General features: G+C 42.7%; 17 protein-coding genes. 6 read left to right on the top strand and 11 right to left on the bottom strand.

Going from position 1 to position 19,958, the window contains the following annotated elements:
• Positions 1-14: 14 nt before the first annotated feature.
• The 6 genes from ACHUFI_RS02210 to ACHUFI_RS02185 all read right to left on the bottom strand — a co-directional run bounded on the left by ACHUFI_RS02210 (position 15) and on the right by ACHUFI_RS02185 (position 7,502).
• Positions 15-2,141, bottom strand: a complete 2,127-nt coding sequence (locus ACHUFI_RS02210; RefSeq protein WP_394246597.1) for a chemotaxis protein CheA — start codon at positions 2,139-2,141, stop codon at positions 15-17.
• Positions 2,142-2,207: 66 nt separating this feature from the next.
• Positions 2,208-2,567 (bottom strand): response regulator, encoded by a 360-nt coding sequence (locus tag ACHUFI_RS02205; RefSeq protein WP_394246595.1) that lies wholly within the window; start codon positions 2,565-2,567, stop codon positions 2,208-2,210.
• Positions 2,568-2,579: 12 nt separating this feature from the next.
• Positions 2,580-2,855, bottom strand: coding sequence for an STAS domain-containing protein (locus ACHUFI_RS02200; protein ID WP_394246593.1), 276 nt, complete (start codon positions 2,853-2,855; stop codon positions 2,580-2,582).
• A gap of 296 nt (positions 2,856-3,151) precedes the next feature.
• A complete protein-coding gene (locus ACHUFI_RS02195) occupies positions 3,152-5,209 on the bottom strand; it encodes a tRNA(Met) cytidine acetyltransferase TmcA (RefSeq protein ID WP_394246591.1) in 2,058 nt (685 codons plus the stop codon).
• Positions 5,210-5,298: 89 nt separating this feature from the next.
• Positions 5,299-6,276, bottom strand: coding sequence for a ParB/RepB/Spo0J family partition protein (locus tag ACHUFI_RS02190; RefSeq protein WP_394246590.1), 978 nt, complete (start codon positions 6,274-6,276; stop codon positions 5,299-5,301).
• Positions 6,277-6,284: 8 nt separating this feature from the next.
• On the bottom strand, positions 6,285-7,502 hold the full coding sequence (locus ACHUFI_RS02185; protein WP_394246589.1) for a ParA family protein: 1,218 nt from the start codon (positions 7,500-7,502) through the stop codon (positions 6,285-6,287).
• A 1,247-nt stretch (positions 7,503-8,749) separates the two neighbouring features.
• Between ACHUFI_RS02185 and ACHUFI_RS02180 the strand changes: the two genes are divergently transcribed.
• Positions 8,750-10,723 (top strand): replication initiator protein RctB domain-containing protein, encoded by a 1,974-nt coding sequence (locus ACHUFI_RS02180; RefSeq protein ID WP_394246587.1) that lies wholly within the window; start codon positions 8,750-8,752, stop codon positions 10,721-10,723.
• A gap of 272 nt (positions 10,724-10,995) precedes the next feature.
• Here ACHUFI_RS02180 and ACHUFI_RS02175 read toward each other — a convergent pair whose 3' ends face one another.
• From ACHUFI_RS02175 to ACHUFI_RS02165, 3 genes are read right to left on the bottom strand one after another with little or no spacing between them, the layout of a single operon-like run.
• Positions 10,996-11,466, bottom strand: a complete 471-nt coding sequence (locus tag ACHUFI_RS02175; protein ID WP_394246586.1) for a transcriptional regulator — start codon at positions 11,464-11,466, stop codon at positions 10,996-10,998.
• A complete protein-coding gene (locus tag ACHUFI_RS02170; RefSeq protein WP_394246584.1) occupies positions 11,463-12,395 on the bottom strand; it encodes an ATP-binding cassette domain-containing protein in 933 nt (310 codons plus the stop codon). The genes ACHUFI_RS02175 and ACHUFI_RS02170 overlap by 4 nt, the downstream gene beginning before the upstream one ends.
• A 9-nt stretch (positions 12,396-12,404) precedes the next feature.
• The gene (locus ACHUFI_RS02165; protein ID WP_394246583.1) at positions 12,405-13,232 is read right to left on the bottom strand and encodes an ABC transporter ATP-binding protein; all 828 of its coding nucleotides are present in this window, start codon (positions 13,230-13,232) and stop codon (positions 12,405-12,407) included.
• A 363-nt stretch (positions 13,233-13,595) separates the two neighbouring features.
• Between ACHUFI_RS02165 and ACHUFI_RS02160 the strand changes: the two genes are divergently transcribed.
• Together ACHUFI_RS02160 and ribA are read left to right on the top strand one after the other, a co-directional pair.
• A complete protein-coding gene (locus ACHUFI_RS02160; protein WP_394246581.1) occupies positions 13,596-13,793 on the top strand; it encodes a PA3496 family putative envelope integrity protein in 198 nt (65 codons plus the stop codon).
• 239 nt (positions 13,794-14,032) lie between these two features.
• A complete protein-coding gene (gene ribA / locus ACHUFI_RS02155) occupies positions 14,033-15,085 on the top strand; it encodes a GTP cyclohydrolase II (protein ID WP_394246580.1) in 1,053 nt (350 codons plus the stop codon).
• 72 nt (positions 15,086-15,157) lie between these two features.
• Here ribA and ACHUFI_RS02150 read toward each other — a convergent pair whose 3' ends face one another.
• The gene (locus ACHUFI_RS02150; RefSeq protein WP_394246579.1) at positions 15,158-15,913 is read right to left on the bottom strand and encodes a substrate-binding periplasmic protein; all 756 of its coding nucleotides are present in this window, start codon (positions 15,911-15,913) and stop codon (positions 15,158-15,160) included.
• Between the two features lie 85 nt (positions 15,914-15,998).
• On the opposite strand from ACHUFI_RS02150, the gene ACHUFI_RS02145 reads away from it, so the two are divergent.
• The 3 genes from ACHUFI_RS02145 to ACHUFI_RS02135 all read left to right on the top strand — a co-directional run bounded on the left by ACHUFI_RS02145 (position 15,999) and on the right by ACHUFI_RS02135 (position 19,490).
• Positions 15,999-18,356, top strand: coding sequence for a response regulator (locus tag ACHUFI_RS02145; RefSeq protein WP_394246577.1), 2,358 nt, complete (start codon positions 15,999-16,001; stop codon positions 18,354-18,356).
• A gap of 112 nt (positions 18,357-18,468) precedes the next feature.
• Positions 18,469-18,678: a DUF3283 family protein gene (locus tag ACHUFI_RS02140; RefSeq protein WP_394246576.1), complete on the top strand. Its 210-nt coding sequence runs from the start codon at positions 18,469-18,471 to the stop codon at positions 18,676-18,678.
• 95 nt (positions 18,679-18,773) lie between these two features.
• Positions 18,774-19,490, top strand: coding sequence for a YebC/PmpR family DNA-binding transcriptional regulator (locus ACHUFI_RS02135; protein ID WP_394246575.1), 717 nt, complete (start codon positions 18,774-18,776; stop codon positions 19,488-19,490).
• Between the two features lie 108 nt (positions 19,491-19,598).
• Here ACHUFI_RS02135 and ACHUFI_RS02130 read toward each other — a convergent pair whose 3' ends face one another.
• The gene (locus tag ACHUFI_RS02130) at positions 19,599-19,901 is read right to left on the bottom strand and encodes a DUF2798 domain-containing protein (protein WP_394246573.1); all 303 of its coding nucleotides are present in this window, start codon (positions 19,899-19,901) and stop codon (positions 19,599-19,601) included.
• Positions 19,902-19,958 lie beyond the last annotated feature (57 nt).

Genomic DNA, 19,958 nt, shown 5'->3' with positions numbered 1-19,958 from the left:
AGCTGTGTGTACCACTAAGCAGCTATGCCTTTTTTCACATTGTTGTCCGACGTTTTGTCTAAGAAAGACGTAATTAATCCTTGGATATCCAGAATCAAAGACACTGAACCGTCTCCCAAAATCGTGGCTCCAGAAATACCAGCAACCTTACTGTAGTTAGACTCTAGGCTTTTGATGACCACTTGTTGTTGGTCCAGTAGTTCATCAATCAACAAGCCAACTCGATTACCTGCCGCTTCGACGAAACATAAGATTCGGTCTTGTAGATCACCGCTTGACCCCATTTCAAATTCGTCCTGCAGGCGAAGGATCGGAATGTTTTCGTCACGTAACCGATATAGCTCGACACCACCGGCTGCATGCTTAACGCAGCTGGTATCAATTTGGATCGATTCGATGATGGTCAGTAATGGGATGATGTAAACTTCACCGCTGACTTTCACAAGCTGGCCATCTAAAATCGCTAAGGTAAGTGGCAGACTGATTGTAAATTTACTGCCTTTACCTAACTTTGATTCAACTTCGATATGGCCACCGAGCTCTTCAATGTTGCGTTTCACTACATCCATGCCAACACCGCGACCAGAGATATCAGAGACTTCCTCCGCAGTAGAAAAGCCAGGAGCAAAAATAAGATTCACGACTTGCTTGTCGGTCATCTCCTCACGGCGAGCGTCTTCAGCAACCACCCCTTTTTTCACCGCCTTTTCCCATAGCACATCGCAGTTGATGCCGGCCCCGTCATCTTCGACTTCTATAATGATTGAGCCACCTTGATGAAATGCATCAAGTTTAATCACGCCCATTTCAGGTTTGCCGCTTTGTTTGCGCAGCTCTGGCATTTCAATACCATGGTCAATGCCATTTCTGACCAAGTGAACCAACGGGTCGACAATGCGTTCCAATACCGTTTTATCGAGTTCGGTGTTTTCCCCGACGATTTGCAGATCCACTTCTTTTTCTAAACGCCCACTAAGGTCACGAACCAAACGCGGAAAGCGGCTAAACGCAAAGCTCATAGGAAGCATGCGAATATTCAGTACGTTTTCTTGGAGGTCCTTACTGTTCTGAAGCAGTTGATCCAAACCAGCTTTTAACTTTTCGAGTTTATCGACCGTAAAATCATTACCAATCTCTGTCAGCATTGATTGGGTAATCACTAACTCCCCGACTAAATTAATCAAGCCATCAACCTTATCGATATCCACCCGAATGGAACTCACTCCAGAATCAGCCTTAGATGACTTACTCGGAGTTGAAGATGGTTTGGAAACCACCTCTTGTTTGGCGGCTTGCTGGTCGGTGACTTCAGAGGAAATTGAAGTAGAACTTGGTGTGTTTTCGTTGGAGGGCTCAGGTTGCGAAGACGTGCCAGTTTCATTCAATTCAGGTTCAATATCAGTCGTGCTCACTCGTTGAATTTCAAGGTCACATTCATCTTCCACCCACTCAAATATCTCTCGGATGTCCTCTTCTTGCGTTTCTGAAGCAAGCACGAAAGCCCAATGTAAGTAACAGAGCTCTGGTTCAATTTCGCTAAGTTCAGGTATATCAGGAGAGCAGCATTCAATTGTTGCTTCCTCATCCAGTTCTCGAATTTCTCGAATAATTCTTAACGGATCATTGCCACTGAAAAAAATATCGGAATGGGGAACGAACTTAACCTGCCAATTCCCTTCCACGTCATCGAGTTCGGGTGCCGTTTTGTCTGATTGCGAATTGTCTTCTTCTGTTTGTATTTCGTTGTCTTGTTGCTCATTGAGAAGTTGCTTAAGCTCTCCATTCACCGCTTCTTTAAGAGCCGCATCAACATCAGAGTTACTTTCATGTCCTTCCAGCATGTCTTTAATACAATCACAACTTCTCAGTAGAACATCCACACTCGATTTACTAAGAAACAATTTTTCATTTCGAACTTGGTCTAGGTAGGCTTCAACCGAGTGAGTAAATTCACTGATATCAAATAAGTTAAATGTCGCCGCGCCACCTTTGATTGAATGGGCGGCTCTAAATATCGTATTTATGGTTTCAATATCGACAGACGAAGGCTCAAGGTCTAATAGAATTTCTTCTAAGACTTCTAAGTTTTCTCGACATTCTTCGTAGAACATCTTCCTTAACTGATCCATGTCTAAAGCCATATTCATCCCTACCCTAAGTTGAGCATAATGTTAATTTCGATACTGAAAGGGTGACTAAAAAGAGTGTTACAGCACTCGTTTCAGAGTTTTTAGTAAGGTGTCTGGATTAAATGGTTTCACTAACCATCCAGTTGCCCCAGCAGATTTCCCTTCTTGCTTTTTCTCGGTACTCGTTTCAGTCGTGAGCATCAAGATTGGGATAAATTTGTAATGAGGAATTCCACGAATGGCTCGTACTAAATCGAAGCCCCCCATGATAGGCATATTGACGTCTGATATCACCACATCAAACTTTTGGGTTTTCGATTTACGTAAAGCATCACTACCATCATTGGCGGTTTCAACTTCATAGCCAGCGTCTTTTAAAGTGTGGCTTACCATTTGGCGGATAGATACTGAATCGTCTACTGCTAAAATTCTCTTCATACTGAAAAACCCTCAAAGTTCCTTTTCGGAGTAAAACTGATTTTCAAGGTTCAACAAAGTAATGGCATCGGTTAACACCGACGACGAATTGACTAAGTTGATATCCAACCCGGCATGTTTAGCTGAAACGAAGAGAGAAGCGAGTGTTTGTAAGCCGGCAGTATCGACCCTGACGACTTGCGAGGCATCAATGGATATTGAAGAACCTTGTTTAAGCCATTCTAAGTATTTGTCTTTTGCATTGAGTACAGTAGAGATCTCTAGAGACTCATCTAGCCAACATTCCATGTTACTTCCTGCTACTTTATTATTATCTGTTTAGCCAATATGACGGTGTTGCATATCTTTGAGTGTAGATAGGAATATTAATTAATCAAATGATTGCTAATAAAAGCTAGTTTGCTAATAACGCTTCGATTTGTATGGTTAAAATAAGGCAAGAAAACAGCAGGTTAAAAAAAAGGAATTATCAGTAGCAATAAGTCAAATATAAAAATGCATATAATATTGACGTGGTTAGTGGGCGGTTTACAGTGTAAATAATCTACCTATTTACACTGTAAATACAGTCGCTCACAAAGGTTCTATTTACAGTGTAAATCGCTCAATAGGCGAGAAACATCATTCCTTAGTTGAGCCTCGGCTTGTTTTCGACCGACCAATCCATAGCTTAATACACACTTTGCCCACGACCATTTTTGAATCACTTTACAGATCAACAAGTCGCTCACTCGCCCTAACTCATTAGCCGACAGTGAACGAATCAGCCGCTCCAGTAAATACGCAACGCTATCAAAACTATTGCCACCACTAACATAATTCTGAATCAATACGTGATTCTGGGTGCCTCTCCTACTAGGAGGGAGTTTGCTATACAAAGCGCGTACCATTTCTGGTTCAAGTTCATTAAGAGTGCTAGAAAATAAGTAGTCTAAGTTAGCATTGAAATTGGACTGAATTTCTTCCGTCCAATACTTCGATGTGTCGCTAAGAGGATTAACCATTAATAAGGCATGGCCCCCACTAGCTTGATCTCTTTGAGAACCCACGTGAGACAAAATAAAACCGCTGTCATACCAAAAGTCGACTAAATCTCGGGTCGCGCCAAAGCTTGTCGCGAGGTAATCATAACGACCAATGGCTTCACTCTTTAAATAAGAAAGCATATCTTGCCCGTAGCCACACCTCTGAACCTCCGGGTGAACAGCGATCCTCATAATCCTCATGCATTGCTGCTCTGCAGCTTCACCCAATCCTAAATGGTTGGCGAGAATAGAAGGCGCGAGATGCCCTCTTGGTCTACGTTTTCCTAACTGAATCGCACTCACTAGTTCCGAATCCAATCGGCCCTCATCGACAGTAAGAACACAGCCAATACACGCATCCTCATGAAACAGTCCAAATAAGTGCATATTGGGGTCTTCTAATAACTGCATTAGATCATTGGGTGAGGTCTGGTAATGGGCTTCAACGAGCAAAGCAAAACACTGGGTTAATTTTTCTGGACTCTTAATTGATTGCGCTTTATCGATGAGTTCCCACGTGAGCGTTGAGTGTTCTTGCGGAAGATTGTCACTCACCTCTGCCGCTTCAGCATCGAGAAGAAATGTATCAAATAGCCATTGTTCTAGAGGGTCATGTTCCGCCCAGCGGATAGGTTGGTCGATCTGATACAACTTCCACCCAGGGCGATGTTGCGATAGCCATGTTTGGAACTTTAATCCAAAACCACGCCCACTTCCTTCATAGCCATGCACTGTTGTCGAAAAGACGAGTCGATGATAATGCTCAACCATTCGCTTGAGCATAGGTAAAGGAATCGCAGCGGCTTCATCTACGAGCAGTAAATCGCATTTATTGCATAAGGTAAGCAGCTCATCAGGCGCGACGAATCGAAGCTCTGCTCCATTATGCCGAATACAGGTTGCACTGATTCGCTCGACGTTTTCCAATAACTTTTCGGCATGCTCAAAAACGGGTTGAACAGCTTTAGGACTTGGCGCGGTGATGTATATGGTGAGAGGCTTTTCCGCCATTATCTCAGCAGACGCAATGCCGAGCGCACTGCTCTTGCCACGTCCTCTATCCGCGGTAATGATTAAAGGGCGCTTACGATGCCCTTTCAACACTTTGTGAATAAGTGAGACCGCTTCTTTTTGCTGGTGGAATCGATCGTCAACGCTGCTTGTCGTCATGCAGTCATCAGGCAATACGGGCAGAGGTTGCCCCTGATTAATGCTAACGAGTTGGTCAATGCGTGCGTCTAGCCACTCCACCATCAAAGACTGCTCTGTATTCGATTGTTCGGGTGGGATAATGAAGAGCATGCCGCCGCCCACCAAAGCCCCAACCGCAGCAGTAAATCCATTTGCATCGAAACCAGATGTGAAATCACATACAAGTACATCACATTCTCGGCCTAGCAATGCATGGCCTTTCTTCATCGGTAGAGCTTCAATACCGGCCGTAAACGAAGTTCCGCCAATCTGGAAGACACGGGGATTAGGTAAATTAGAGATATACTGCTCAACAAGAGCATATTGCCATTGTTGCTGCCCACGAATAACCACACCAAAACGGTGATCACACCGCTTAGCGAATTGAGATAACTGAGAAAGGAATGTTAGTGGCGAGTTCATCATGATGTCCAATATTGCATTACGGACATGGTAGCACAGGAAAACAAAAAGCCGCACAAGGCGGCTTTTTAGATGGTTTAAACGTGAACGGGCTACGCTTCTAATTTTGACTCAACAAATGCGAGGATTTCCTTCATTGTTGCATCATCGACCTTCTTAAGGTTGAGCGCCAAATTAGAGCCTTTGCGACTGTAGGTTGCACGGCCTTTCACTAAGTCCACCTTATTTGAAGCCGCTTTAGCGGGAGCTGGAGCCAACTCAAGAATCCAAGACTCAATCGTTTCAGTCACATCTTTTGTTAAGCGAGAAACCCCTTGCGCTTGGCTACGCTGCCATACATACCCTTCAGTATTCGCACATTTTTTCAAAAGCTCTTGCTGTTGATTGTCATCCAATGTCGAGAATTGCTTGTGTAACTTAACAATGGTTGGCCTACCTAAGTCGCTGACGTTTGGATAAGCTTGAAGTAATTCCAAAGGAAGGTCAGCCGCTTTCAGTGCACCACTCACCAATGCTTCGCTACATTGAAACATCTTAGCTAGGGCTTTCTGATCTTCGGCTTCACCGCTTTCTAACTTAGCTTGCATCTCTTTACCCTTCTCAAAAAGAGATAGAGGTTTATGAGCATTTGCTACATCAGAAAGAAACTTGGCGTGTTCCGTATTGATGCCTTCAGCAACGTAAATCAGAAACTCTTTTTCCGCCAAGATACATGACATACGACGACGGCTACCGTCTAGAACTTCGATCTTGCCATCTTCGCCTTTTCGACCAACCGCTGGGTATTGTTGGCCACGATCACGTAACGTCGTTAATACATCCGATAATGCATGCTCATTAAGGAACGACTGCTCACGAGCATTTTCAGAAAACACAACTGTCTTATCTACAATTTGCTCTGCTGGAATACGCATCAGTTCAAAAGACACTAATTCTTCGCCAGCAACAGAGAGCTCAATCACTTGAGCTTGTTCTTTGGCCGCTGTATGTGCTTCTTGAGGAGTGACGACACGGCGTTTGTTCGCTTTACCGAATAACTTTGCGTTTAAGTCAGATGTTTTAATTGCCATAGTCTAAATTACCCCTGATTTAATGATGACCAATTGCTATGCAATACACGCTCTAACTCAAGCGCACTCTTCTGTACTGCATCTTGGGCCGTAGCCAATGTTTTCTTGCCCCCTTCAAAATCACTGGTCGTGAGGTCGAAAACAGTACTGTAAGTATCAGCACAAGTTTCAAAAGCGCGGCTACGAGGAATCGTTGCCATCATCACTTGATCACCCAATAAGTAGTTCATTTCAGTTAAGACTGACACTTGCTTCTTGTTATCGTCTTCAAACATGGTTGGCATCAATCTAACGAATTCGAGTCCCTTCCAATCTTCAGGGAACATTTCATAAACCGTCGGTAAATGTTGGAAGAAGTTTACTGTCGATGCCCAGTCCAAGCGTTTAGCAGCACATGGAATAAGTAAAGCATTCGATGCGTACATCGCATTCCATACTAGCGGGTCAACGTGAGGGCCGGTATCGATCATGATGACATCGAAATCGTCTGCGATTTTGTCGATCAGTTTTTCTTTTAATAAACGAACGATATCTAAAGACTGATTCTGAGAAAGGTGTTGCCACGCCTCTGCGTTAAACATTGCATCTTCAGGGAAAGCCGAGATTGTCTTTAAGTTCGGGTATTGCGTAGGAAGCAATACATTTTTATGTAAGAACTCAGCATCAACTTCTTGGTCTTCTGGTACGTTATCCAACATGATATCGACGGCTGAATAAATATTTTCGTGTTCAGATACGCTAATTTGTGGGTTCAAAAATAGACGTAAGGAGCCTTGAGGGTCTAAATCGATCAAACAGATGCGGTAACGTTTATCCAAATTTAAAGAAAGGCAAGCAGCTAAATGTACTGCAGTCATAGACTTACCAGTACCGCCCTTCTGGTTCTGAACATTAATAATCCACGGTTTATTATCACCATGCTTTTTTCGTTCATGGAACTTAGCGACACCCGCCGCATCCATCAGCATGTGTGCTTCTTCTAACGAAATAGAATAGTGATTGGCATTATTTTTTGTAAATTGATGGCCGGCAGCTTCAAGCTTGCTGATTGCATCATCCAACTTACGGCGAGTTAAACCCGAACGTGTTTCCATTAAAGCCTTAGACATTGGAGGAAAGTGCTCGTCGCTTCTCTCTTCCAATACAATCTCGATGCGATCTGCCTGAACTTGTTGTGTCTGTTCGGCTAATTGATAGAGATTATCAATCGTTTGTTCTCTTTTCATTGCCAATTTCCGTAATGATTAACTAAAGACAGATTGTACAACAAATAAAGACAAAAACAACAAAAAGGTGAACAAACATTTATGAGTAAAATCACATAAAATAATCCAAATCCTAGCTAATTAATGTTTTTATCGATAAATATTCAACAAAAAACCGTTCATAACCAGGCCCAAACCTAAACAGAATGAAAGTGTTACAGTATCACTTATTTACATTGTAAATTAGAATCACTTTAATGAGACCGGAACGATTGAATTTTCTTCACTAACTACGGCTAATGTGATTTTGATTGTATTTTTAATTTTCTAACCGAATTTCCAACAGCAATAGCAAGAACCATGAGTAAGCCTTTCACTAGCTAAAGCCGCATAACAATAAGCCTGTTTTAGCTTAAAGCCTAGGAAGCATGATCAAGCGATCATCAAAGTATATTTGCACGCTTTTTCGATAAATACGGAAAAATGATCAAGGATATATAGCGATCGACTGATGACGAGTCTGACTGTAGCTTGTTGGATCCTACTCCGGAAAAATGATCAAGAGTAAGTACCTACCGGAAGCATGAGTTTTTCAAAGTAAATTACGGCTTAATGTAGATAGACTGGGACTTAAAGGAGAGATTGAACAAGTTAAGGCTTAATTCAGTCGTACATAAACTCGAATACCATAGACAAACGTAATACCTGATCATGCTTTCGTCAGCTGGTCTTATACACGCAGCAATGTCGTTCCAACACTGTACTACGCAAAACCCAGTCCATTTTCATCGTTCGGCTTGAATCCGTATGTTTTTCATACAAAAATTACCACTCTTGATCATGCTTCCAAACCAATTTCCAAAGAAATTAAGCGTCGCGTGTCAGATGGGAGGATGAAAAATATTCTCGCTTGTGGATAACATGTTCAAACAAGATGATCATGCTTTCAGACATCACATGATCATGCTTTGCTTATATCAATGATCATCGTTCTGACATATTCTGATCATGCTTTCAAAGATTCAATGATCATAGTTTCGGGTAAGCTATGATCATGCTTTCAGTGGTCAAAAAATTAAGTTATTTTAAAACAACAACTTAAAAGCAAAAACCCTCTCAGATCATTAGATCATATAATCAATATAGATCACTTTAATCAAAAAGATCAGTTATTTAAAAGCCAATAAAATCTCTTTATTTATGATCATTTTTTCTTTATCCTCTTGGAACTATAGTGATATTACGGCTAGTGTGATACGGATCTAAAAATGAAGCCTGAAGAAAAATTATTAATTAAAGCCCGCAGCCATAAAGATGGTCATCTATTTGAGGTTTCAGAATCTGCTGTAGAATGGATTGAACAGTATCAACACTTTAAAGGCGTCACCAAAAGTATCGTTGAACTGCTGAACCTTATTTCATTGCGTGGTTTTTCTAGTAAAGACGGTTACGTATCTACCACTGAAATTGTTGAATCAACCGATGGCCAGGTCACTCGAGCTGCGCTGCAACAACGTTTAAGAGCCGCAGTCAACATTGGGTTGTTCAAACAAATCCCCGTGCGTTTTGAAGAAGGACTTGCTGGAAAAACGATGCTTCACCGTTTCGTTAATCCAAATCAACTTATTTCGGTGCTTGGTGCAACAAGCCTAGTCACCGAAAGCGTCAAGCAAAACGAAAAACAAAAGCGTTCGAAAGCGTTGGCGCAAACTCAGGTCAACAAACGTTTATTGAATGAACATGGCTTGAATACCCCACCAAGCATGAAAGATGAAGCGGATCAATTTATTGTCTCTCCAACGAATTGGGCAGGAATCATTGATCAAGCACTCGCGCCACCGCGTACACGTAAGAATTATCAAAAAGCCATGGTTTCGATCTCTGGCACTCGTGCTGTGATCGAAACACGATCATCTAAAAATATTATGACGGTTGATGATCTGATGACTCTGTTCGCGTTGTTTACTTTAACCGTCCAATACCACGATCATCATCAAGAAGACTACCAGCTTGATGCGAAGCAAACGCCAAACAAAACACCGTTGTACATTACTGATATTTTATCGCTTCGTGGTAAGAAGGATAGTGGACCTGCACGTGATTCTATTCGAGATAGTATCGATCGAATTGAGTTTACCGACTTTCAATTGCACGAGCTGACAGGCCGATGGCTCAGTGAGAACATGCCAGAAGGCTTCAAGAGCGACCGTTTTAGATTTTTGGCTCGTACTATCACTGCATCGGAAGAAGCCCCTACAGAAGGCGCTGACGGCGAAATTCGCATTAAACCAAACCTTTATATCTTAGTTTGGGAACCGTCTTTCTATGAAGAGTTGCTGACTCGCGATTACTTTTTCTTATTCCCGCCAGAAATCCTGAAGCAGCATACTTTGGTTTTCCAACTGTATTCGTATTTCAGAAGCCGTATGGCGCGTCGCCATTCAGATTGCATGTTGCTAAGTGAGTTGAATCAGAAACTCGCTCGAAATATCGATTGGCGTCGTTTCTCTATGGATTTGATCCGTGAACTGCGTAAGCTCGGAGAAGTCGATAGCGGTGAAGCGAATTTCTTGGTCAATCTTTGGGGTTACCATTTGACGATCACCTCGATGATCGAGAAAGGCAAGGTCGTTGATTACCAAGTCGATATTAAGTGTAACGCGGAAGAAGTGCTTCGTTATTCACGTGCTCGTACAACGAATGCCGGTAAGCGTAATATGGCACCAACTCTGCCTAACCCACTAAGAAATGAGATGGTTTCTAAACAAAAGCTGGATGAATTAGCTGAGATCATTGATGGTGAATTCGAGCCAATTCAACGTAAAGCTCCTTCTCCGCGTGGCAAACTCGGCCGCCGTGTGAAGTTGAAAAAGCATTCTGTTGAGATTAATGCTGACGAGATCACTATTACTTTATCCAAGTACACCTCACCAGAAGCTCTAGAACGCAGTATAACGGCATTGTCTGCAATGACTGGTCATTCTCATAACTCAATCAAAGAGGAGTGTTCAGAGCTGATTGAGAAGCTGGATTGGCTACGAGTGGGTGAGGATGTTATCCAATATGAAACATTGAGCAAAATTATTGAGCTTTATAACGAGCGACACACTAATAAGCATTTATCGATTGAACGATTGATTTCAGGTTTGGCGGTCAGAAGAAAAGTGTGCAAACAGGTTTATGAAGGGCATCTAGATGACACGGTATTTAGAGCGTTAGATGAAGTGGCGATTGGTAATTAAATTTGTTGATAACCAGACATAACCTTGACACAGCATTGACATAGCATTGACATAGATAAACAAGCCGATGGTTAATATTTATCCCGAATAGACAACCTTTTGTCCTTTCTTATGATTAATAGATTGGCTCATATTGTTACATCATATTGAATAGATTTCGCGAGTTCTTCATGGACTCGCTTTTTTTTGCCTAAAATTTAGGGTTATCAATGGATTGGATTGTTTGGATCTGAAAGCATGATCAAGTGTTTTTCTTGATCATGCTTCCGTCATTACTGAAGTCGATGGTTTTTTAGCCCTTGATCATGCTTCTGAGCAAGAGAGGCCATAAACTGGACGTGAGACTCGATCAGCTCCTGAGCTTGATCTTGCCATCGCTGATTGTTCTGCTGATTGCCGAACTCTAAGGCAAGCACACAAAGGTGTTGAATGCGCTTGAGGCACCAATCCACCAGCTCTTTTTCTGCGGCAGGGTTACAGCTCACCACTTGAAGCTTACTGTAAGCAAACATCAGGTACTGATAGGCACCATCGGCGTCAGCTTGATGCTGGTAGAACTTGTAGAGACGTAAGCAACCATCTAACCAACAGGCAATCCCTTTGCTTTGCTGATCGGTGATCATCGGACCCCAAATGGCTTTGGGAGGAGATAAGATCAATGGCTTCAGAGTTTCCACTTGATCGTGCTTTCGGTTTTTGTACCAAGCACTGATCGTTTCCAACCAAGCATCTAGTTCATTCATGCAACGTTATCCCATTGTTTTACAAAGTGATTGTCGCTGACTTCTTGATATTCATCTTGAACAACACTGCTCTTTAGACGAATTGCGTCTGCGTCTATGGAATAGTTTGGTTCATTTTGTACAAGTTCGCCAAATGGTAGATCAGGATCTGGCACGGCAGAGATCAACAGCTTGGTATAAGGGTGTTGAGGGTTGGTAAGGATCGCTTGGGTTGATCCCCATTCGATGATCTGGCCTTTGTACATCACGGCTGTTTCTTCCGCAATATAGTGCGCCGTAGCTAGGTCGTGAGTAATGTAGAGGAACCCAATGCCTAGCTCTTTTTTCATTCTCTGCATCAGGTTAAGTACGCCAAGTCGTATTGAAACATCCAGCATGGACGTGGGTTCATCAGCCAATATCACTTCCGCCCCAACTGCCAGAGCACGCGCCAAGTTTACACGTTGCCTTTGGCCTCCACTGAGCTCATGCGGGTACTTAGCTAATGTTTCGATAGGCAGTTCAACAAGAGACAGCAATTCTTCTAAACGCGCTTTTAGGGCAGCAGGGGTTGCGACGCGCTTATGTATCTTAAGTGGTCGAGTTAAGTGGTGCTCGATAGTATGAGTAGGGTTCAGCGAGCCAAACGGGTCTTGGAACACCATTTGTACTTTGCTTCGGTAATCTAAGACGTCTTTTCGTTTGGTGATGTCGTTAATGTTGGTGCCATGGAATAGAATTTCCCCTTCTGTTGCCGGGTACACTTTGGTCATTAGTCTCGCGCATGTACTTTTTCCACAGCCGGACTCACCAACCAAAGCTAAAGTTTTGCCTGCGTATAAATCAAAGCTGACGCCTTGTAGGGCTCTAAAGATTTCTTCTTTTCCAAATCCGCCACCGACGGTGAAGTCTTTGACTACGTTTTTCACTTGAATAATTGGCTTAGTCATTGGTTGCTCCTAGCTTGCGATGGCGTGTTTACTTTCGTGAATGTTAGGGAATGAGCTCCATAATTTTTGCGTATATGGATGTTGAGGGTTATTGCGAATTTCTTTTGCTTGATTGACCTCGACAATTTCGCCATAGCGCATGATGGCAATGCGATCACAAAGTTGGCTCATTAATGCTAGGTCATGGGTGATGAATAAGACGGAAAAGCCAAATTCTTCACGAAGTTGGTAGATTTGCTGCAAAATTTCACGTTGAACCACAACATCTAAAGCGGTGGTAGGCTCATCCATGATGATGAGTTTAGGGTTTAATGACAGTGCAATCGCAATCACTAAACGTTGACGCATGCCTCCACTGAATTGGTGTGGGTACTCGGTCAGCCTCTCACGTGGAATGTTGACAAGGTCGAGCAGTTTTTCAGCGCGATCTTTCGCTTGTTCATTACTCATGCCTTGATGGTGGCGCAGCACATCAGCAAACTGTTCTTCAATCGTCAGTACTGGGTTGAGAGAGTTCATCGCACTTTGAAAAACCATCGCGATCTCGCTCCATCGAAGGGTATTCAGCTGGGCGTCGGAAAGGTTAAGTAAGTCGCGGTCACCAAACAAAATTTGCCCACCTGAAATGAATGCTGGCGGCTTGTGTAACCGGTTAATCGCAAAAGCAATCGTGCTTTTTCCACAACCTGATTCACCAGCAAGGCCAAAAATTTCACCGGGTTGGATGGCAAAACTGACCGATTTTACAGCGTTAAAATCGCCATCATCGGTAATGTAATCGACACATAGATTTTTCACTTCTATCAAAGGAGAAGTATTGGGCGTTTGGGAAGCCATAGTTTTAGTTCTCTAATTTCAAACGATAATTGTTATCATTATCGTTTAATGTAAGGGACGTGAAGTGGCGGTCACAAAAAGGTTGAAGTAGCTCGAAAAGTATTTGGGAAAAATGAAAGGAATTTCAGCTCAAAATCAGAATTGAGAGCTTAGAAAATGAGAGTTGGATCAAGTCACTTTCTTTTGAGGGAATCTTTTAAATGTAATCCTCAAATTTCCTGTTGGCAAAGCATAAATAACAATTTTATTAATGAGGTTTTAGAAGGGTCGTTGGCTTCACAATTCAGCGCAGATTTTCTTAACAAGAAAAACGTCATTTGCTACAGATTACCTGTCCATTACATGGTGTTTTCGGAGGAAAATATGTCCATTAATTCTATCAACCATGATGAAATGACAAACATTGCTAATAAATGGGATACCCCAGAGGAAGAGGTTAACCTTAAACCTGAAAAGCAAGTGAAGTCAGCGGAAGCTCGTCGTCGAATCGAAGCTTTGAGAGAAATCAGAGAAAGTGGCTTAAGCCTAGAGGAAGCGAGAGAGCTTGGTCTAATCCATTAATTGAATTCTTTTGTATGTAGGGTGGCTAAAATAGCCACCCTTTTGTTTTTCTATTCATTCCCCCTCCGCTTTTTTTGATGTGTCGTATTGATAAATTTGACAGGAATCACACTCCCCACTAGTTTTATAGATAAAAAGAACAATATGAAATTAGTTTCTTTAATTTCCCAAGATATGGTGAGTTCCATCATTCTTTTTTCGTCCAGTTGTGCTGCGCTGATCAGTGCTAGGAGCAAGTTATGCAAAAGGAAGTTCTGTTCTACGAACCTGAAGACAACAATGGCTATCTGTCTAATTTCGCTAGCTGTACTATAGAAATCAATAATGAAGTCTGGGCAACGAGTGAACATTATTATCAAGCGATGAAATTCCATTCCTCTGAATTACGTCAAAGTATTTTTTATGCTGCTTCGCCTGAAGAAGCGTTTGAACTTAGCCGACGCTACGAAGAGCAAGTTCGAGAAGATTGGTACGACGTGAGAGTCGAAATCATGGAGTTTATTGTCACAGAGAAATTCAAACAAAATAATCGATTTGCCCATATGCTGGTGAGCACTGGCGACTCCATAATTAAAGAGCACTCCCACAAAGACGCGTTTTGGGGAGATGGTGGCGACGGTACGGGAGATAACCACTTAGGTAAAATTTTGATGAAAGTACGCTCTGAACTCAGAGCGCAAGAACCATACAACCACGTCGACTTTGTCGACTATGCTCAACTGCCAACGCAATGGGGCGAGTTTAAAATGTACGGGTTTGTGGAAAGAGCGACCGGCAAAGAGCACCTTGCTTTGGTATATGGAAACTTGGAAGATTCTGTGGCACCTCTCATTCGTCTTCACTCAGAATGTTTAACGGGGGATGCCCTCTTCAGTGCGCGCTGTGATTGCGGTTTTCAGCTATCAAGAGCGATGGAGAATATTGTAGACGCCGGTAGTGGAGTGCTGTTTTATCTAAGGCAAGAAGGGCGTGGCATAGGGCTTATTAACAAGATCAGAGCTTACCACCTGCAAGATAATGGCGCAGACACCGTGGAAGCGAATGAGCAGTTAGGTTTTGCGGCTGATATGAGGGATTACTCTTTTTGTCGAGGCATGTTGAGCTTTTTAGATATAGAGTCGGTACGCTTGATGACGAATAACCCACGTAAAGTAAAAGCGTTGGAAGGCTCAGGCATCAAGATTGTAGAGCGTGTCCCACTTCAAGAGGGGAATAACCCTCATAACAATCACTACCTAAAAACCAAAGCTGCGAAGTTGGGCCATATGTTCGATACTGGCTTCGTTCGATAATCAAAAATATTTAAAAACCGCTCTATGATTTTATCACTGAGCGGTTTTTTATTACTGCTTTTTTGGCCGGAGTTAGTAATTCGAAATAATACTGGCTAATTCACCGCTTGATTGTAACGTTTTGAGGCGCTTATTGATGAAGCCTTGTAGCTGTTGATCCATTTCAGGGTCAAATGCCAAATGAATAGGGTAGTCAGGTATGACAGAACTGAATGACTGTAGGTGGTAGGCTTTTGGATCAAGCTTTTGTATATCTAAGTTATATTTGACGCGAGATTCCATCTCGACAAATACCGTGTGACCAGGGATACGGTTTAGCACTCTAAAGGCTGCGGTGTAGTCTTTAACCCGAACCTCTTCAAGCTTACCTTGCTGGATATAGGGCTCTAGGTTCGGGTATTCAAAACCCAGAAGTAGGACGACAGCTTTATTATCTAAGTCGCTCATATCTTGGAACTGGAACGGCTCTTTGCTACTGCTCAGTAGGGAGTGCTTTACATTGTAAATTGGTATCTCGGAAAGATTTTTCGATTGAATGTTTCCCCAAGTTGGGCTGCCATATGTGATCCAATTAGGCTCTTCACGCGCTTCTAATTGAGTAATCATACGATTAAATGGATATGTATGATATTTAAGCTCATAATCAGAATCTTGGAATACGGCTTTCACGATATCAGTGACAATTCCTCTATGAGTGGTGCCTCCCTCTTCGATTTGAAAAGGTTGGGCTTGCTTCTCAATGACGTAGTAATGAATCGGTTCGGCTGCAAACAAACTTCCTGTTGAAAGTAGCCCGATAAGTGAAGATGCTAAAATGTGTTTTTTCATATCGTTCCCTGATTTAGCTTTTATTTACTACTATTATACTAGTTGAATACAACTAAGTTGCTAGGTTTAAGATCGGTACATATATATGGTGAAAATGGATGGGCACTATGTAGGATTATCTCGCCAGTTATTGGGAATAATCATAGTTATTAGCACCCTGTTTACCTTAATCGTCACTGGGTTAAGTTTTTACGTAGACTATCAAAATAGGGTCGCTCGTATCAGTACGCAAATCGAACAAGTAGAAGCAAGTTATTTGTCTGGTTTGAGTTCTAGCCTTTGGGTAGAGGATAGGGAGCAGCTAAAAGTACAGGTTGAAGGTATTTTCCGGTTACCTGAAGTTCACTATGTCGAGATAAAAGATGCTTCAGGCGTGATTATTGAGCTTGGTCAACCTGTTACGGATAATCATTACGCTCAGTCGTGGGAGATGAAGCACTCCCTAGGCGGCAAAGACTTCTACCTTGCTACGTTAATGGTGCAATCTGACCTCAACATGATCTTGCAAGATTACGAACAGCGCATCGTGGTCTTGCTTTTATTTGAAGCCGTTAAAATATTCTTACTGTCGATCGTGACCATGTTCGTGGTATATCGATTGGTAGTAAGGCGTCTAATGAAAATGTCTTCGGTGATCAGCCAACTTGAAGAAGGCAACAAACCAGCGTTAATTCTCTCTGAAAAACGTCGTTATAACGACGAAATTTCGGTACTTGAAAGCAATTATAACCAGTCGGTTGAGCAGGTGCGTCGCCACTATTTAGAGCTTGAAAAAGCCAAAGACGCAGCAGAAGTGGCGAGTCGTAATAAGAGTGAATTCTTAGCGAACATGAGCCATGAAATTCGTACGCCAATGAACGGTATCATTGGCTTGTCTTCTCTGCTTTCTGAAATGGATATGAGCAAAGAGCAGAAAGAATATGTCGATATGCTCAACAGCTCTTCTTTAACACTGTTGGACTTGATTAATGACATCTTAGACTTCTCCAAAATAGAAGCTGGTCGCTTAGAGCTAGAAAAGACCACTTTTAATTTGGCGGATATCGCGATGGATGTGGAGTCCACCTTCAGAGTCAAAGCTGAACAGAAAAACTTACTGTTTAAGTCGACGATAGATCATCGCATCCCAAACTTAGTTAATGGAGATAACACCCAGCTGCGCCAAGTGTTGAACAACTTAGTTGGAAATGCGGTTAAGTTTACCGAGAGCGGATATGTGCATTTGCACGTGCAGCTAGAGTGGGAAAAAGAAGATACCACGCGGGTACGTTTTGAAGTGATCGATAGCGGGATTGGTATCGCGGAAGATAAACAGAAATCCGTGTTCGAGAAATTCCAACAAGCCGATGGCAGTACTACTCGTAATTATGGTGGTACAGGGCTCGGCCTTGCCATTTGCCAAAAAATCGTGGCCTTAATGGGCGGAGAGCTTCAACTAAAAAGTGAGGAGGGCAGAGGCAGTACATTCTTATTCTCCATTGATTTTGAAGGCGGAGCAAAACAGACACTCGCAACGATTGATTTTAGCGAACTGTCCGTCTTATTGGTTGATGACAGTCAGCTTAATATGAGGATTACGTCGTCTCAGTTACAAAGCTTTGGCGCGAAATCCGTGTGCTGCGAACAGCCAAACATCGCCGTGGATTTAGTCAAACAGTCTCTTGCGGAAAACAAACCTTATGATTTGGTGCTAATTGATAAAGTCATGCCAAATATGGACGGTTTTGAGCTTGCTGCCGCGCTCAAGTCCGAGTTTCAACAGCAATGCCCTAAACTTGTTATGGTTTCGGCGTTTGCAGAAGCGGATGATGAACGTCGTGCTAAGCAAGTTGGCTTCATTGCTTATTTATCGAGGCCTTATCAAGATAATCAATTGAAGTGGCTGATCAGAAAGGCACTCTCTTCGGAAGAGGTCGTGCTGATAGAAAATCCGTCGACAGTAAACCACTCTGAAGCGACGATTCCAGATATTGTAGCGAATGTTGAAACCAATAAGCCAAGCCAAACACCTGATCTCGATGTCGCTGATGGGCAGCCGAAGGTTTTAGTCGTGGAAGATTCCTTGGTCAATCAACAGGTCGCGAAAATGATGTTGAGTAAACTTGGGTTGAGCGTGGATATCGCTGAAAATGGTTTGATCGGCGTCGACATGTATAAACTCTATGAGTATGAATTGGTGTTTATGGATTGCCAGATGCCAGTACTCGATGGGTTTGAAGCGACCAAGCAGATCCGCGAACTAGAAAGCTCAACGGGCAAACGCGTGCCTATAATCGCGTTAACAGCCAATGTTGTTGTTGAGGATAAGCATCTTTGCTTTGACGTTGGTATGGATGAATTCCTGTCTAAACCGGTTAACCACCAGCAACTGAGCCGAGTGGTTCAGCATTATATTCCTCGTTTGGCCACTGAAACCAATGAGAGCGAGCAACGTATCCTTTGATCTACAGCCTAGAAAACCCTTATGAGCAAGAGATTATGCGCAATAAGTTGGTTTTCTAGGTTCTCTCTATGCTATATTTCTCGGCCAAGTGTATTACTGACTAAGGCTTTATATGTCTATCAATCTGTCACTTCTTCCACCCGATGAAAAAAATAAAATCGAGCTGGATAAGCAAGCCTCTTTTTTAGTTTGGAAATTAAAACAAGCTAAGAGCGGTCCTGAAGCCATTGTTGAGCAAGCGGCGAAAATAGTGGATCCAGATGAAAAGGCTTGGTTTGAACAGTCAGTTGAAAAATATAAGCGAGTAATGGGCGTCGCATAACCTGCAACTACCATGACTTTGCAAGGCTGATGATTTGTAAAGACTCAGCTTTTTGCTAAAATTTGCCCGTTAATTGAATCAGAGAGAAGATCCCGATGGGAAGAAGTTTTGAAGTGCGCAAAGCCTCAATGGCGAAAACTGCAGGCGCAAAAATTAAAGTTTATTCCAAATACGGTAAAGAAATTTACATGTGTGCGAAAAACGGTGGCGGTGATCCAGACATGAACTTGTCGCTGAAGCACCTGATCACTAAAGCGAAAAAAGACCAAGTACCTGCACACGTTATCGACAAAGCGATCGATAAAGCGAACGGTGGTGGCGGCGAAGATTACGCTCCAGCACGTTACGAAGGTTTTGGCCCAGGTGGCACAAGTGTCATCGTTGACTGTCTAACAGATAACGGCAACCGTACTTTCCAAGATGTTCGCCAATGTTTTGTCAAAACAGGCGCTAAAATCGGTGTAGAAGGCTCTGTTTCTCACATGTTCGCTCACCAAGCTGTATTCCAGTTTAAGGGTGAAGATGACGAAGTCATCCTAGAAACATTGATGATGGAAGATGTAGACGTGACAGACGTTGAGTTAGAAGACGGTGTGATCACTGTTTTTGCTCCAACGACTGAATTCTTCAAGACTAAGACTGCACTGAACGCTGCATTCCCAGATCTAACACTGGATGTTGAAGAGATCACTTTCGTTCCTCAAACTCACACGCCAGTTGCGGGTGAAGATGCTGAGAAATTCCAGAAGTTCTTAGATATGCTGGATGATTGTGATGATGTTCAGCAGGTTTACCACAACGCTGAACTGTAATCGACATTCTGTCTAAATAGCAAAAACCGAGCTTAATGCTCGGTTTTTTTATGCCTGTGTTTCTTGGATTCGCTGGTGGATCTCTATATTACCTTGATCATCGTTCCGTTACTTTGGGATCTGTCCAATGATGGGGTGAGTGCCTTGGCATTGCGCGATCTCTAGGGAGTCGAGCGCTAAGTCTTTTTTTGCTCTTGGCTTGGTTGCCCATTCAGAAAACTTTCTGACTAAAGGTAAAACGGTAAAGCCTAGGAATAGCGCAAATGGCCAAGACAAGTAGAAGCTTTGTAGCCACACGGCAGGCCATTCCGCACTAAATTCCATTTTTGTGCCTGAAATGATGCCAGACATGAGTGACGCCATGACTAATGAAGACAATATCGTGTTTAACCAAACTTGTTTCTTATTCAAAATAGTCTCCTTTGACGTGTATTCGGTGGTGAAGAGTTGAACTTTGATACAGAAAGG

The organism is Vibrio profundi (assembly GCF_043642225.1).
In the GTDB taxonomy this organism is placed as follows: Bacteria; Pseudomonadota; Gammaproteobacteria; order Enterobacterales; family Vibrionaceae; genus Vibrio; species Vibrio profundi_A.
Note: the sequence above shows the minus strand (reverse complement) of the source record. Positions and strands in the feature narration are given on the sequence as shown.